Source organism: Mariniflexile aquimaris, from assembly GCF_042676825.1.
Taxonomy (GTDB): domain Bacteria; phylum Bacteroidota; class Bacteroidia; order Flavobacteriales; family Flavobacteriaceae; genus Mariniflexile; species Mariniflexile aquimaris.
Map to the genome: position 1 here is coordinate 518,398 of NZ_JBHTIB010000008.1, position 16,337 is coordinate 534,734.

The following is a 16,337-nucleotide window of genomic DNA, read 5'->3' on the forward strand; positions in this document are numbered from 1 at the left end:
AACGTTTGTTAAACAACTTGTATTCTAGGTTTATATTAGTATTTTTGCTTTTTAATGTAATTTTTTTTAAATGAATCTGAAGTATTTATTTTTAATTTTCCTCGCAATTTCTATTACTCATGTTAATGGACAATCTTCTAAAAAAGAAGTGCTTTTTAAAGTGGATGGTGAACCGATTTACGTATCTGAATTTTTAAAAGTCTACAACAAAAATTTAGATTTGGTTCAAGACGAAACTCAGAAAGATGTTGATGAATATTTAGCGCTTTTTACCAACTATAAATTAAAGTTGAAAGAGGCAAAATCTTTAGGGTTGCAAGAGAAACCATCGTATTTAAGAGAATTAGATACCTACAAAAAACAACTTGCTAAAAATTTTATTACAGACAGCAAAGTAACCGACGCATTGGTTGAAGAAGCCTATAATAGAGTTTCTAACGATGTGAAAGCTTCTCATATTCTAATAAAAATTGCAGAAAATGCAAGTGCAGAAGATACGTTAGTAGCTTATAATAACATAGTAAAGTTACGTGATAGAGCTTTGAAGGAAGGTTTTGAAACCGTTAGAAAAGAAGTACACAACGGTCAGACCATTTTTGGCGAAGATCTAGGCTATTTTACAGGTTTTAGAATGGTATATCCCTTCGAGACTGCGGCGTTTAACACCAAGGTTGGTGAAATTTCACAACCGTTTAGAACGCAATTTGGGTATCACATTGTGTTTGTTCAAGATAAACGCGCTTCTAGAGGTGAAAGGACCGTGGCTCATATCATGATTGTACCAAAACCTGGAGATTCCATTAGCGGAAAACCGGAAGACAAAATTCAAGACATCTATAAAAAAATAAAGCAAGGCGAAGATTTTGAAGCGTTGGCAAAACAGTTCTCAGACGATGGAAATTCGGCACCAAGAGGTGGACTTCTAAATCCATTTTCTAGCGGACAATTAAATGCGAAAGAGTTTGAAGATGTTGCCTTTGCATTACAAAATATAGGTGATGTTTCAGAGCCTGTAAAAACACAATACGGTTGGCATATTATAAAATTGTATGGTAAAAAACCTATCGAGTCTCTGCAAGATATGAAACCGGAGTTAGAGCAAAAGATTAAGCGCGACGAACGTTCTAAACTTATAGACCAGGCACTTTATAACAAGTTAAAATCGAAGTATAACATACCAAAAAAACAACCAGCATTAGGGTATTTTGCAAGTATTTTAAATGATGATTATTATAAGAAATCATGGCAGCTTCCTAATGATTTTGTGGCAGATAAGCCGTTGGTTAAAATTGGTAAAAAACAATTAACTTATAAAGATTTTGGAGATTATTTAGTCGATGCACAAAACGGAGCTGCGAATAAAACAGCATTCGATGTTCTGGTTTCTAAACACTATGAATCGTTTTTAAATAGTAAATTAGTAGAATACCAAGAAAATCATTTAGAAGAAGAAAATACTGAGTTTGCAGATGTTGTTGCAGAATATCGAGACGGATTGTTATTGTTCGATTTAATGGAAACCACGATTTGGAATGCGGCCAAATCAGATTCGTTAGAAATAGCAAATTATTATAATGCGAACAAATCGAAGTATGTAAATCCGAATCGGGTTGACGCGCTAGTTGCTTCATCTAAAGAAGAAAAAACACTTAAAAAAGTGGCTAAATTGTTAGAAGGTGGCATGGCGCTAGAGCAAATAAAAGCACTTATTAACAGTAATGATAAAATAGATGTTATTTTTACTTCAGAAATAATGGATGAAACGCATCAGGCTTTGCCTAAATCATTTGAATTTAAAAAAGGCATTTCAAAAATTTATAATCATAATGATGGTTTTGTGATGGTACAAGTAAATGAAGTACTACCCGAAACGCAAAAAACATTAGAGGAAGCAAAAGGTGCTGTAATTAGCGATTACCAGGTTTTTAAAGAGCAAAATTGGCTTCAGGAATTGGCCAAAAAATATAAAATCGAAATAAATCAGAAGGCTTTAAAACATGTCAAGTCTCAAATAAAAAAACAATAGGTGCGAAATACTATCATATTATTACTGCTGTTAATTATAAGCACGTCATGTACTTTTTTTAAGAAGACAGACGACAGGGTGCCTGTTGCGCGTGTAAACGATTCCTATTTATATTACGACGATATAAAAGATTTAGTAGCAGAAGGTATTTCGAAAGAAGATAGTACACTGGTGGTACAGAATTTTATCAATCGATGGGCAACACAACAATTGTTTGTTGATGGCGCCTTGGTTAATTTAAGCGAATCAGAGCAAGAAGAGTTTAATAAATTGGTAAAACAGTATAAGAACGATTTATATACCAAAGCGTACATAGAAGCTTTGGTGAAAAAGAACATGAACACAGATGTTACCAAAGAAGAAGCTATTGAATACTACAATTTAAATAAAGATGTATTTCGATTAAATGAGGAGTTATTAAAATTCAGATACATTCATGTAGATCCTAATATTCTTAACTATAATACGATTGAACAAAAGTTTAGACGTTTTAATAAAAAGGATAAAAAAGATTTAGAAGCCATTTCTATTCAGTTTAAATCGTATTCTTTAAACGATACAATTTGGATAAAAGCAAGTCAGGTAGTAAACAAAATTTCTGCTATTACTTTAGAAAATAAAGATCAACTGTTAAAAAAATCTAATTTTGTACAGCTCAAAGATTCATTAGGAGTATATTTGATGCAGATTAATGATGTTTTGTTGCGAAATGATACGGCGCCACTAGAGTATGTAAGGCCAACTATAGACCAAATCGTTATTAACAAAAGAAAGCTAGAACTTATTAGAGAATTAGAAAAAGATATTACAAAAGATGCCATTAAAAATAAACAATTCGAAATTTATAAATAATTTGAAACATATAGTACTTCTGTTAATTGGATTTTTGAGCGTACAGACCGTATCTGCACAAGAAATTATTAACGACGCGGTTGTAAATCAGCCAACAGTAAAAAAAGACTCCACTAAAACTAAAATTGCTAAAAAGGTAGATGGTGTGGCTGCCGTGGTGGGAGACTATATTATTTTAGAGTCAGATGTCGATAAAGCGTTTTTGCAACTTCAAGCACAAGGTGTGAATACAACCGATATAAAAGCGTGTGAGTTATTTGGAAAATTACTTGAAGATAAATTGTATGCACATCAGGCAATTCAAGATAGTATTCAAGTATCTGATGCCGAAATCAGAAAAAATGTAGATTATCAAATCGAACAGTTTTTACAGCAAACCAATGGTTCTATGGAAAAACTTTTAGCGTTTTATAAAAAAGACAGCGAAAAAGATTTTAGAGATGAAATGTTCGAAATAAATAAATCCAATCAATTAGCAGCAAAAATGCAAGCTAAAATTGTAGATGAAATTGAAATTACTCCTGAAGAAGTACGTACCTTTTTTGATAAAATCCCTAAAGACGAACGCCCTACTTTTGGAACAGAGCTAAAAGTAGCACAAATAGTTGCAGAGCCAAAAATTGCAGACGAAGAAAAACAAAGAGTAATCAATAGATTAAAAGAATTTAAAGCAGATATCATTGAAAATGGTGCTAGTTTTCGTTCTAAAGCAGTCTTGTACTCAGAAGATCCAGGATCGGCGAGTAAAGGAGGGAAATATACATTAAATAGAAAGCAGCCTCGAATGGTAAAGGAGTTTCGCGAGGTGGCGTTTTCACTTCAGGAAGGTGAAATATCAGAACCATTCGAAACAGATTTTGGGTATCACATTATTCAGTGCGAAAAAATAAGAGGTCAAGAATACGATGTAGCACATATTTTATTATCGCCTAAGGTTTCGGTTGAAGCTGTAAATGAAGCTAAAGAACGTCTTGAAAAAGTAAGAAAACGTATTGTAGATGGAGAAATTTCATTTGCTGATGCTGCTAAAGAAGCTAGTGATGAAAAAGAAACAAAATACGATGGCGGCCAGTTAATAAACCCAACAACACAAGATTATAATTTTGAATTAACCAGAATGGATCCAGAGTTGTATGCTCAAATTCAAAACTTAAAGGATAATGAAGTCAGTCTGGTGCTAAAGGAAGAAGATAGAACCGGAAAAACAACTTTTAAAATTTTAATGGTTACCGATAGAATTGACCAACACGAGGCTGATTACGCACGCGATTACTTAAAAATTAAGAAGTTGGCTTTAGATGAAAAAAAGATAAATGCGATTGCAAAATGGCAAGATGAAAAAATAAAAGATACCTATATAAAAATTAGCGGTGATTATAGAAATTGTGAATTTTCTAGTAACTGGTTAAAAAAATAATATATGTCGGATGTAGCTGCCTTAGAACAATTTGTTAAGCGATATAAAGATTTAAAATCCGAAATAGCCAAAGTTATTGTTGGTCAGGATGAAGTTGTTAATCAAATATTAATTTCAGTTTTTTCTGGAGGACATTCGCTACTAATTGGAGTGCCTGGGTTAGCAAAAACCTTAATGGTAAACACTATTGCACAAGCTTTAGGATTAGATTTTAAACGCATTCAATTCACCCCCGATTTAATGCCAAGTGATATCCTAGGAAGTGAAATTTTAGACGAAGACAGACATTTTAAATTTATAAAAGGCCCTATTTTTGCTAATATTATTCTGGCAGACGAAATTAATAGAACCCCTCCCAAAACACAAGCGGCCCTTTTAGAAGCAATGCAAGAACGTGCCGTAACTGTAGCGGGACATCATTATAAATTAGAATTGCCTTATTTTGTTTTGGCAACTCAAAACCCAATAGAACAAGAAGGAACCTATCCGTTGCCAGAAGCGCAATTAGACCGTTTTATGTTTGCGATTAATCTGGATTACCCTTCGTTTAAAGAAGAAGTAGAAGTGGTTAAGGCAACAACTTCTGACACTCCTGCGAAAGTAAATCCGCTTTTTACAGCACAAGAAATAACAGATTATCAGCATCTTATACGCCGTATTCCGGTGGCCGATAATGTTATAGAGTATGCCGTTGCCATGGTTGGTAAAACAAGACCCAATAGTGATACAGCAAATCCTTTAGTCAAAAATTATCTTGATTGGGGCGCTGGCCCAAGAGCATCACAAAATTTAATTTTAGCAGCCAAAACGCATGCCGCAATAAATGGCAAATTTTCACCAGATATAGAAAATGTACAAGCCGTTGCTTATAGTATTTTACGTCATAGAATTATTAAAAATTACAAGGCAGAAGCAGAAGGCATTTCCGAAACACATATTATTAAGAGTTTATTTTAATTCTTAAGTGATTTTGGTTAATAAATCGTCATTAATTATCCCAATTTTTTGAAAAATATATAATCTTATTAATTTATAATGTCACAATAATAAATTAATAAAATCTCCAATTCTATAAGGTGGTTTCTTTATAGAACTAAATATTAATTTAGTATTTTGCGTCACTTTTAAAATAAACGAACAACTATATTAAGGGCTTTTGTTATGAATTTTAAAGTCTGTATTCGCTTTACTGAATTTACAGATGTTATGTTTAAAGCAAGCTAAAAAAGAAAAGACTTTCTAATATGAACATTTACAACGATTACATCAAAGAGATTGAAGAAAGAAAGGCTCAAGGCTTACATCCTAAGCCGATTGATGGAGCTGAATTAACAAGTGCAATCATAGCACAAATTAAGGATACAGAGAATCCACATAGAAAAGATTCTTTAAACTTTTTTATTTACAATACTTTACCCGGAACAACCAGTGCTGCGAGTGTAAAGGCGAAATTTCTAAAAGAAATTATTTTAGGTGAATCAGTTGTTGCCGAAATAACACCGGCTTTTGCATTAGAACAATTATCACATATGAAAGGCGGACCTTCAATAGAAGTTCTGCTCGATTTGGTTTTAGGAAGTGATACCAAAATTGCATCTGAAGCTGCGAAAGTTTTAAAAACACAAGTCTTTTTATATGATGCCGATACAAAGCGATTGGAAGACGCTTACAAAGCAGGAAATGCTTTAGCAAAAGACATAATTGAAAGCTATGCCCAAGCCGAGTTCTTTACAAAACTTCCAGACATTGACGAAGAAATAAAAATAGTAACATTTATTGCGGGAGAAGGTGATATTTCTACCGATTTGCTATCGCCAGGAGCCGATGCACATTCTCGTTCCGATAGAGAACTACATGGTCAATGTATTTTTGAGCATAATAAGGAAATGCAAAAGCAACTTTCTGATTTAAAAGCACAACATCCAGATAAACGTGTGATGCTTATTGCCGAAAAAGGTACTATGGGTGTTGGTTCTTCAAGAATGTCTGGTGTGAATAATGTGGCGTTATGGACAGGTGTTCAAGGCAGTCCATATGTTCCGTTTATTAATATAGCTCCAATTATTGCAGGAACAAATGGAATTTCTCCTATTTTCTTAACAACAGTTGGTGTAACTGGAGGAATCGGAATCGATCTTAAAAACTGGGTTAAGAAAAAAGATGCCGAAGGAAATGCAGTTCTTGATGCCAACGGAGAACCTGTTTTAGAGCAAGTTTATTCCGTTGAAACGGGCACTGTTTTAACCATCAATACAAAAACAAAAAAATTATACAGTGGAGATTTAGAATTAATAGATATATCGGCTTCTTTAACACCTCAAAAGATGGAGTTTATTAAAGCTGGTGGATCTTATGCAGTAGTTTTTGGTAAAAAATTACAAACTTTTGCTGCTAAAGTTTTAGGTATCGAAGCACCTTTGGTCTATGCGCCTTCAAAAGAAATAACTATCGAAGGACAAGGGTTAACAGCTGTAGAAAAAATATTCAATAAAAACGCGGTAGGTATAACACCTGGTAAAACATTACACGCAGGTTCAGACGTACGTGTAGAAGTAAATATTGTTGGATCTCAAGACACAACAGGGTTAATGACTTCTCAAGAATTAGAAGCCATGGCGGCAACAACGATATCTCCTATTGTAGATGGTGCTTACCAATCGGGGTGTCATACAGCTTCAGTTTGGGATAGTAAGTCTAAAGCAAATATTCCTAAGCTTATGAAGTTTATGAACGACTTTGGATTAATCACAGCACGCGATCCTAAAGGAGTTTATCATGCCATGACCGATGTAATTCATAAAGTATTAAACGATATTACAATTGATGATTGGGCCATAATTATTGGAGGCGATTCGCATACTCGTATGTCAAAAGGAGTGGCGTTTGGAGCAGATTCAGGAACAGTTGCCTTAGCATTAGCTACTGGCGAGGCAGCAATGCCAATTCCTCAGTCTGTTAAAGTTACTTTTAAAGGACAAATGAAAAGTTACATGGATTTCCGTGATGTGGTTCATGCAACGCAACAACAAATGTTAAAACAATTTGGTGGTGAAAATGTATTCCAAGGACGCGTTATTGAAGTACATATTGGCACTTTAACTTCAGATCAAGCTTTTACATTTACAGATTGGACTGCAGAAATGAAAGCTAAAGCTTCTATTTGTATTTCAGAAGACGAAACTTTGGTAGAATCTTTAGAAATTGCTAAAGATCGTATTCAAATCATGATTGATAAAGGTATGGATAATCAGAAGCAGGTGCTTCAAGGATTAATAGATAAAGCCAACAAAAGAATACAAGAAATAAATACAGGAATAAAACCTGCTTTAAAACCTGATGCAAATGCTAAATATTATGCAGAAGTAGTTGTTGATTTGGATGAGATTTCAGAACCAATGATTGCCGATCCAGATGTAAATAACGAGGATGTTTCTAAACGCTATACACACGATACCATCCGTCCATTATCTTACTATGGAGGTACTAAAAAAGTAGATTTAGGATTTGTTGGATCTTGTATGGTTCACAAAGGCGATATGAAAATATTGGCTCAAATGTTAAAAAACATAGAAGCACAACATGGTAAGGTTGAATTTAAGGCACCTTTGGTAGTGGCACCTCCAACATATAATATTGTTGACGAGTTAAAAGTTGAAGGCGATTGGGAAGTGTTGCAAAAATATTCAGGATTTGAGTTCGACGACAATGCACCAAAAGGATTAGCGCGTACTAAATATGAAAATATGTTGTATTTAGAGCGTCCAGGTTGTAACCTGTGCATGGGTAACCAAGAAAAAGCAGAACCAGGCGATACGGTAATGGCAACTTCAACACGTTTATTTCAAGGAAGGGTTGTTAAAGACTCTGGAGAGAAAAAAGGAGAATCGTTGTTATCTTCAACACCAGTAGTTGTTTTATCAACCATTTTAGGTAGAACTCCAACCATGGAAGAGTATGAAGCTGCTGTTGATGGTATTGTTTTAACACGTTTTGCACCATCTCAAAAACAATTAGTTTTGTAGTTAAGCAATAGAATAATATATAGATAGAAGTCCGAATTTTTTATTTCGGACTTTTTTTATACCCTGTTTTAGGATTGCATTTTACAAATCAAATTGTTTTATGTTTTACATCGCTCACTATTTTTGTATATTGTGTACTCTTTTAAGGATTTAAACAAAAAAATTAAAATTTATGGCATTTGACATTGATATGATAAAAGGGGTTTACGCTAGAATGCAAGAACGCGTAGATGCTGCCCGAGAAATTGTTGGTAAACCACTAACGCTTTCTGAAAAAATATTATACAATCATCTTTGGGATGGAAATCCTACCGAAGCTTTTGAGAGAGGTAAAGATTATGTAGATTTTGCACCTGATAGAATTGCGTGTCAAGATGCGACAGCTCAAATGGCGTTATTGCAGTTTATGCAAGCAGGGAAAAGCAAAGTTGCTGTACCTACAACGGTACATTGCGATCACTTAATCCAAGCCAAAGAAGGCGCAGCAGTCGATTTAAAACATGCAAATAGTGTGAGTAGCGAAGTATTTAATTTCTTAGAATCTGTTTCTAATAAATATGGTATTGGCTTCTGGAAACCAGGCGCAGGTATTATTCATCAAGTGGTTTTAGAGAATTATGCATTCCCTGGAGGTATGATGATAGGTACTGATTCTCACACGGTAAACGCAGGTGGTTTAGGAATGGTTGCTATTGGAGTTGGAGGAGCCGATGCGGTAGATGTTATGGCAGGTATGGCTTGGGAGTTAAAATTCCCAAAATTAATTGGTGTTAAATTAACTGGTAAACTATCGGGTTGGACAGCACCAAAAGATGTGATTTTAAAAGTCGCCGAAATTCTAACTGTAAAAGGTGGAACAGGTGCTATTGTTGAATATTTCGGACCAGGCGCAACAGCAATGTCTTGTACAGGTAAAGGTACCATTTGTAACATGGGTGCCGAAATTGGTGCAACAACTTCAACTTTTGGTTACGATGAATCTATGGAACGTTATTTACGTTCTACAGATAGAGCTGATGTTGCCGATGCTGCCAACAAAGTAAAAAACTATTTAACAGCAGATCCTGAGGTTTATGCATCACCAGAAAAATATTTCGACCAGGTTATTGAAATTAACTTATCTGAATTAGGTCCCTTATTAAATGGACCATTTACTCCAGATTTATCTACCACAGTTGGAAAGGCAATGAAAGAAAAGGCGACTGCTAACGAATGGCCTTTGGTAGTAGAATGGGGATTAATAGGTTCATGTACCAATTCATCTTACGAAGATTTATCACGTGCATCTTCTATTGCCCAACAAGCTTTAGATAAAGGACTTAAAATGAAAGCAGAGTTAGGTATTAATCCTGGTTCTGAACAAGTTAGATATACAGCCGAAAGAGATGGAATTCTTCAGGTGTTTGAAAAACTGGATGCTAAAATATTTACCAATGCTTGCGGACCATGTATCGGGCAATGGGCGCGCTACAGCGATCCTAAAAATGCGCCTAAAAATAGTATCGTGCATTCATTCAATAGAAACTTTGCTAAACGTGCAGATGGAAATCCCAATACGCATGCGTTTGTGGCTTCACCAGAAATTACAGCAGCCATTGCCATTGCGGGTCGTTTAGATTTCAATCCAATGACTGATAAACTTATCAATGAAAAAGGGGAAGAAGTTATGTTCGACGAACCAACAGGATGGGAATTGCCACCAAAAGGGTTTGCCGTTAAAGATAATGGCTATTTAGCACCAGAAGCAGACGGAAGTCATGTACAAGTGAAAGTATCGCCAACTTCTGAAAGATTGCAATTATTAGAACCTTTTGAACCGATCGGTAAAACAATTACTGGCGCAAAATTATTAATTAAAGCTTTCGGAAAATGTACAACAGACCACATTTCTATGGCTGGTCCGTGGTTACGTTTTAGAGGGCATTTAGATAATATTGCAAACAATACTTTAATTGGCGCAGTAAATGCCTTTAACCAGAAAACAAATTTTGTTAAAAATCAATTAACAGGTGAATACGGCGGTGTGCCAGACGTACAAAGAGCGTATAAGAAAAATAAAATTTGGTCTGTAGTTGTTGGTGATCATAATTATGGTGAAGGATCTTCACGTGAACACGCTGCTATGCAACCACGGTTTTTGGGTGTTGCTGCTGTTATTGTAAAATCGTTTGCGCGTATTCATGAAACCAACCTTAAAAAACAAGGTATGTTAGGTTTAACTTTTGCAAATGAAGCCGATTACGATTTAATTCAAGAAGACGATACGTTTAACTTTATAGATTTAAAAGATTTTGCACCCGCTAAACAATTAACACTTGAAGCAGTGCATGCCGATGGTAGTAAAGATCTAATCAAATTAAATCATACGTATAATCAATCCCAAATTGAATGGTATAATGCGGGGTCAGCGTTAAACTTAATTAAAAAACAAAACGCATCTTAATCCTAGATGAAATTTATATCAAAAATCCAGCTTATCGGTTGGATTTTTTTGTTGGTATCAGTTTAGAATTAAATATTTATAATTGTATTTTTACCAAAACACTTAATATGAATTCTAGAGCAAATCAACTTAAAGCCTTTGATAGATTATTAACCATTATGGACGAATTGCGAGAAGGCTGTCCGTGGGATAAAAAGCAAACTATGGAATCGCTTCGACATTTAACCATTGAAGAAACTTACGAGCTTGGTGATGCTATTTTAGATAATGATTTGCAGGAAATTAAAAAGGAATTAGGAGATGTATTGCTTCATATTGTGTTTTATTCCAGAATAGGAAGTGAAACCAATGATTTTGATATTGCTGATGTATGTAATAGTATTTGTGATAAATTAATTAGTAGACACCCACATATTTACGGCGATGTGAAAGTTGAAAATGAAGAAGATGTAAAACGAAATTGGGAAAATTTAAAGCTTAAAGAAGGTAATAAAAGTGTTTTAGAAGGTGTGCCAAAAAGTTTGCCAGCTCTGGTGAAAGCGAATCGGATACAAGAGAAAGTAGCAGGTGTAGGTTTTGATTGGGAAGCTCCAAATCAGGTTTGGGAAAAAGTTGAAGAAGAGCTCGCAGAATTTAAAACGGAAGTAGAATTAGGTAATCAAGATGCTATAGAAAGCGAGTTTGGCGATGTATTGTTTTCAATGGTTAATTACGCACGATTTTTAAATATTAATCCCGAAAATGCCTTGGAACGCACTAATAAAAAGTTCTCGAAACGATTTCAATATTTAGAGGAAAAAGCAAAATCAATTAATAAACCCTTAAAAGAAATGACTTTAGCAGAAATGGATGTTTTTTGGGAAGAGGCGAAAGGTCTTTAATACACTTTAAGAAGTATTATATCATGAATATTTTACAAACATTTAAAATTGCATTATATTTATTGAAATTGATTATTGTTAATTTTAATGGATAATTTAAAAGTTTGCACAATATATAATATTGTGTTTTTTTTCCTTTTTTCAAATTTTTCTTGGACGCAAAATGTAGCTCCAGTTTTGACTGCAACAGGCAATCAAGCCTATTGTGCCAAAAGTCAAATTAAAATAGTAACCGATTTTGATATTGTAGATCCAGACGATACTTCTATTCTGGCATTGTACGTGCAAATTTCTGCGGGTTATGTTTTAGGAGAAGATACCTTATCGCTTATAGGTAACCATCCAAACATCGCACCGCCAATATGGAATTCATTAGAAGGAAAGCTAACTTTAGAAGGGGTAGCTTCTGCTCCAGTGAGTTATATCGATATAATTGCCGCTGTAAAAGACATTGTTTTTCAAAGTACAAGCAATAATCCGTCAGATAAGAGTTTTTCTATTACTATTGGAGATGCTAATTTTTTGCCGTCAACAGGTCATTATTATGAATATGTTCCAGCTGTAGGAATTACCTGGACTAACGCAAAAACCGCAGCAGAATTGAGAATCTACTATGGTTTACAAGGCTATTTAGCTACCTTAACTTCCGCTGAAGAAGCACAATTATGTGGAGAACAAGCGGCTGGTGCTGGATGGATTGGTGGTAGTGATGCCGAAACCGAAGGAACTTGGAAATGGGTAACAGGACCTGAGTCTGGTACTATTTTTTGGTATGGTTTGGCGAATGGCTATTCACCTAATTTCTCATTTTGGAATAATGGTGAACCTAATCAGACAGGTGATGAAGATTATGCGCATATTACTGCACCGGGTGTTGGTATACCTGGTTCTTGGAACGACCTAAGAAATACTGGAGAGGCAGATGGTAATTTTCAACCTAAAGGGTATATTGTTGAGTATGGCGGCATGCCTGGAGATAATCCCTTAAATATCGCAGCCAGTACAACTATTTATGTTCCAACTATTGCAAACACGTATCCAAATTCGAGATGTGGTGTTGGTAGTTTAAATTTAGCCGCAGATGTTTCAGTACCAACGGCTACAGTATATTGGTTCGATGCTTTAACGGGCGGCAATTTAATTGGAACTGGTTTAACGTATACCACGCCCATATTAACTTTAACCACCACATATTATGCCTTAGCTTCAGAAAACGGATGTACAGATGGAACTAGAACACCCATTGTGGCGACCATTTATCAAGTTCCTATTATACAATCTAATATAACTTTCAAGAATTGCGATGATGATAGTGTGCCAGATGGTATTGCAAATTTTAATTTAAATGAAGCTAACGATATTATAACCAATAATGCATCTTCAGGATTAACGATAACCTATTATATGTCGCTAAGTGATGCCAATCTTGGAGTGAACGCCCTTAATGCGTCCTTGTATAATAACAGCAACGGAAATACAGTTTATGCTCGGGTTGAAAATGTGAATGCTTGTTTTATGGTTTGTACCGTAAACTTACAAGTGTCAACCACATCTTTTCCTATAGGATTTTTTCAAGAATTAGATAGCTGTGATGATGACAATGTGATTGACGGATTAACCGAATTCGATTTAAGTCAAGCGTCTTCAATGTTTATTTCGCAATTATCTTCTGGTCAGAATTTAAGTGTGCATTATTATAAAAATTTAAGTGATGCTCAATTAGAACAAAATGAAATTTTAAACCAAACCACGTATACAAATGGAGTTGCTTTTTCAGAAACACTATATGTACGGGTTGAAAGTGATGATAATGGAGATTGTTATGGTATTGGGCCTCATTTATTGCTAACCGTACATCCAAGACCTGAATTCGAAGTGGAACAAACAGAGGTATATTGTTCCGATAATATACCAATTACTTTAGAAGCTATTAATGCTTCTGGGAATTTTACCTATGAGTGGAAGGATGATAGCGGACAAGTTATCAGTAATTTACCTATAGCCTCAGTTGCTTCGGGCAATTCGTACACCGTTACAGCAACTTCGGCTTCTGGTTGTGAATCGTTTCCTATTTCTTATACGGTTAAAGAATCGGCCATGGCTTCTATTGATTTAGATGATATTACCATAATTGAACTATCAGATAATAATGGAATTTCTATAAATAACAGCAATAATAATCTTGGTATTGGCGATTATGAATTTGCGCTAGATAGAATAGATGGTCCTTATCAAAACGAAGCAGTTTTTAGTGGAGTAGCTGCGGGCATGCACACTGTTTATATAAGGGATAAGAATCTATGCGGTATCGCGCAAATAGATGTATTCATCCTAGGATTTCCTAAATTTTTTACCCCTAATAATGATGGAAAAAATGATACTTGGCATGTAATGGGCTTAGGAAGCGAATTTACAAACGCCTCTGTTGTTAATATATTTGATCGTTACGGAAAATTAATAAAACAAATTAATGCGAAAAATGGTGTTTGGGATGGCACCTTTAATAGTGAGCCTCTTGCGGATTCCGATTATTGGTTTTTAGCAGAACTGGTTGAAGCTACTGGCAACATAAGAACCTATAAAGGTCATTTTAGTTTGGTGCGATAATATTTAGTACTCATATTCAAAGGCATAAAAAAACAGCTTAAGAATTACTTAAGCTGTTTTTTATTGGAATATCATTAGACTTAATAAAGTTCCTTAATTTTACTAAGTTTACTTTTCCATAATTTTAAATTTTCTTTATGGGCTTTAATATTATTTTTAACTTCTTTTACAACTGGATTATCATCTTCTACATTCGTAAAAAACTGTAAATTGTTTTCTAATTGATTGATTTGACTTTTAACTTCATCAATCTTTTTTCTGATAAAATAACGCTCATTATCTAAATCTTTATGATCGTCAGAAACAATAGAATCAAGTTTATTTTCAAATTTTATCATTTCAATTTCATTCTTACTCATTTTTAAGCTCGTAAGAATTTCGTCGATTGCTTTATTAAACTTACCTTCTATATAACGTTTATCATTTGGTACTCTTCCTAAATCTTTCCAGTTATTAATATATTCTTTAATACTTTCAATATCTTTTGCTTTATCTTCTGAAGGTTTAAAATCTTTTAGTGTTTCTAATAAAGCGGCTTTTTTATTAAAGGCTTCTAAAGTTTCTTTGTTTGCAGCATTTCTTGTGGCGTGTAATTTGTCAAAATAATGATTACAAGCTGCTTTAAATCTTTTCCAGATTTTGTCGCTATCTCTTCTTGGTACATGTCCGATTTTCTTCCAATCACTCTGAATTTTTTTCATCAGACTTGTTGTTACTTCAAAATCGTCGTTGTCTTTATTGTCTTCAGCAATTTTAATTAAATCTAATTTTTTCTGAAGATTGGTATATTGGTCTTTTTTAAGTTCTTTATAAAAGGCATTTTTTTTGCGATTAAAAATCCTAACCGTTTCTTTAAATTTAGACCAAGTACTTTCGTTTACCTTAATCGGAACTTTTCCTGTATTGAAAAATAATTCGCGTAATGCTTCAACTTCCTTAATTTTCTTTTGCCAAGCGCTGTGGGTTTTAACCTCTTGTGCATTTACAGCCTCAATACTAGCAATTATTTCGAGTTTCGTTTCGAGGTTTTTTTCGTAAACTTTATCAATTTCTTGATAGTATAATTGACGCTTATCATTAATTATTTTGGTGGCAGCTTTAAACTTTTCCCAGATGTCATCTCTGTGTTCTTTGTCAACGGGACCTAGTTCTTCTTTCCACATTTTATGAAGTTCTTGTAACTCCCTAAAAGCACGCATAACATTATCGTCTTGCGCTAATTCTTCAGCACGCTCAATAATTAATAATTTCTTCTCTAAATTATGCTTAAAATCTAAATCGCGTAAGTCGCGGTTTAAATGCAAAAAGTCGTAAAACATTTCTACATGATGATGGTAGCTGTTCCAAGCATTATTGTATTTATCTCTTGGTATAGGACCTGTATTTCTCCAGCGTTCCTGTAACTCTTTAAAGTGTTTGTAAGTGGTATTAATGTTTTCTTCAACATTAATTAATCCTTTTAACTCTTCAATTATTTCGAGTTTATCGGCTAAATTTTGTTTTAAATTTTGCTCTAGGTTTTGGTAGTGCTCGTTAAGCTTTTTCCGGTATTCGTGGTATGCTTCTTTATAGCGCTTTTGTACAGGAGACGCATAATAGAAATCTATTTCGTTGCCTCCATCGTTTAAAAACTCTTCTTTTTTTTCGTCTAAAAGAGCCTGAAATTTTTCTTTAAATTCGCTGTTAATGCTGTCTACATGCGATTTTATTGCTTGCACTTTTTCATTTTTCACAAGCTTTTCTAACTCTATAGCCAATGCCTCAAGAGACATGGTATCGTATGCTTTTACTTCAATACGATGTCTGTCTTTATTGCCTTCATCTTCTGCATCTTCAGCATTAGAATCTTCAATTTCATTTAGAACTTCATCGTCTTTGTTAATATCTGAATTCTTAGGAGCATCACTTTCTTCAATATTGGTCGCAGCTTCTAGCGCAACTTCAGGTGATTCTTCAGCCGGTTGCGTTTCATTGCTTTCTACTAATTTTTGTTCCTCCGAGACGTTATTAGAAATGGTTTCTTTCTTATTAACTTCTTCTTCTCCCTCTGCTTTTGGCAGGTTATTTATATCAGACATTTTAAAAATGT

The 16,337-nt window shown here is 34.4% G+C and carries 9 protein-coding genes; 8 read left to right on the plus strand and 1 reads right to left on the minus strand.

Features of this window, described 5'->3' with window-relative positions:
• The first annotated feature begins 70 nt into the window (after positions 1-70).
• From ACFQ0I_RS07275 to ACFQ0I_RS07310, 8 genes are all read left to right on the plus strand, one after another.
• A complete protein-coding gene (locus ACFQ0I_RS07275; protein ID WP_379940799.1) occupies positions 71-2,026 on the plus strand; it encodes a peptidylprolyl isomerase in 1,956 nt (651 codons plus the stop codon).
• Entirely contained in the window at positions 2,027-2,878 is an 852-nt protein-coding gene (locus tag ACFQ0I_RS07280; RefSeq protein WP_379940800.1) for a peptidyl-prolyl cis-trans isomerase, read from the plus strand.
• Entirely contained in the window at positions 2,841-4,295 is a 1,455-nt protein-coding gene (locus ACFQ0I_RS07285; RefSeq protein ID WP_379940802.1) for a peptidylprolyl isomerase, read from the plus strand. The genes ACFQ0I_RS07280 and ACFQ0I_RS07285 overlap by 38 nt, the downstream gene beginning before the upstream one ends.
• Before the next feature lie 3 nt (positions 4,296-4,298).
• Positions 4,299-5,252: an AAA family ATPase gene (locus ACFQ0I_RS07290; RefSeq protein WP_379940804.1), complete on the plus strand. Its 954-nt coding sequence runs from the start codon at positions 4,299-4,301 to the stop codon at positions 5,250-5,252.
• A gap of 287 nt (positions 5,253-5,539) precedes the next feature.
• Entirely contained in the window at positions 5,540-8,317 is a 2,778-nt protein-coding gene (locus tag ACFQ0I_RS07295) for a bifunctional aconitate hydratase 2/2-methylisocitrate dehydratase (protein WP_379940806.1), read from the plus strand.
• A gap of 172 nt (positions 8,318-8,489) precedes the next feature.
• Positions 8,490-10,760, plus strand: coding sequence for an aconitate hydratase (locus ACFQ0I_RS07300; protein ID WP_379940808.1), 2,271 nt, complete (start codon positions 8,490-8,492; stop codon positions 10,758-10,760).
• A gap of 107 nt (positions 10,761-10,867) precedes the next feature.
• A complete protein-coding gene (gene mazG / locus ACFQ0I_RS07305; protein WP_379940810.1) occupies positions 10,868-11,641 on the plus strand; it encodes a nucleoside triphosphate pyrophosphohydrolase in 774 nt (257 codons plus the stop codon).
• Positions 11,642-11,818: 177 nt separating this feature from the next.
• Positions 11,819-14,248: a T9SS type B sorting domain-containing protein gene (locus ACFQ0I_RS07310; RefSeq protein ID WP_379940811.1), complete on the plus strand. Its 2,430-nt coding sequence runs from the start codon at positions 11,819-11,821 to the stop codon at positions 14,246-14,248.
• An 80-nt stretch (positions 14,249-14,328) separates the two neighbouring features.
• Here ACFQ0I_RS07310 and ACFQ0I_RS07315 read toward each other — a convergent pair whose 3' ends face one another.
• Entirely contained in the window at positions 14,329-16,326 is a 1,998-nt protein-coding gene (locus ACFQ0I_RS07315) for a DUF349 domain-containing protein (protein WP_379940813.1), read from the minus strand.
• Positions 16,327-16,337 lie beyond the last annotated feature (11 nt).

Excerpts from the sequence above, each read along its gene's own strand:
- ACFQ0I_RS07275 (WP_379940799.1), top strand. The coding sequence starts at position 71 with ATGAATCTGAAGTATTTATTTTTAATTTTCCTCGCAATTTCTATTACT.
- ACFQ0I_RS07285 (WP_379940802.1), top strand. The coding sequence starts at position 2,841 with ATGCCATTAAAAATAAACAATTCGAAATTTATAAATAATTTGAAACAT.
- ACFQ0I_RS07290 (WP_379940804.1), top strand. The coding sequence starts at position 4,299 with ATGTCGGATGTAGCTGCCTTAGAACAATTTGTTAAGCGATATAAAGAT.
- ACFQ0I_RS07295 (WP_379940806.1), top strand. The coding sequence starts at position 5,540 with ATGAACATTTACAACGATTACATCAAAGAGATTGAAGAAAGAAAGGCT.
- ACFQ0I_RS07300 (WP_379940808.1), top strand. The coding sequence starts at position 8,490 with ATGGCATTTGACATTGATATGATAAAAGGGGTTTACGCTAGAATGCAA.
- mazG (WP_379940810.1), top strand. The coding sequence starts at position 10,868 with ATGAATTCTAGAGCAAATCAACTTAAAGCCTTTGATAGATTATTAACC.
- ACFQ0I_RS07315 (WP_379940813.1), bottom strand. The coding sequence starts at position 16,326 with ATGTCTGATATAAATAACCTGCCAAAAGCAGAGGGAGAAGAAGAAGTT.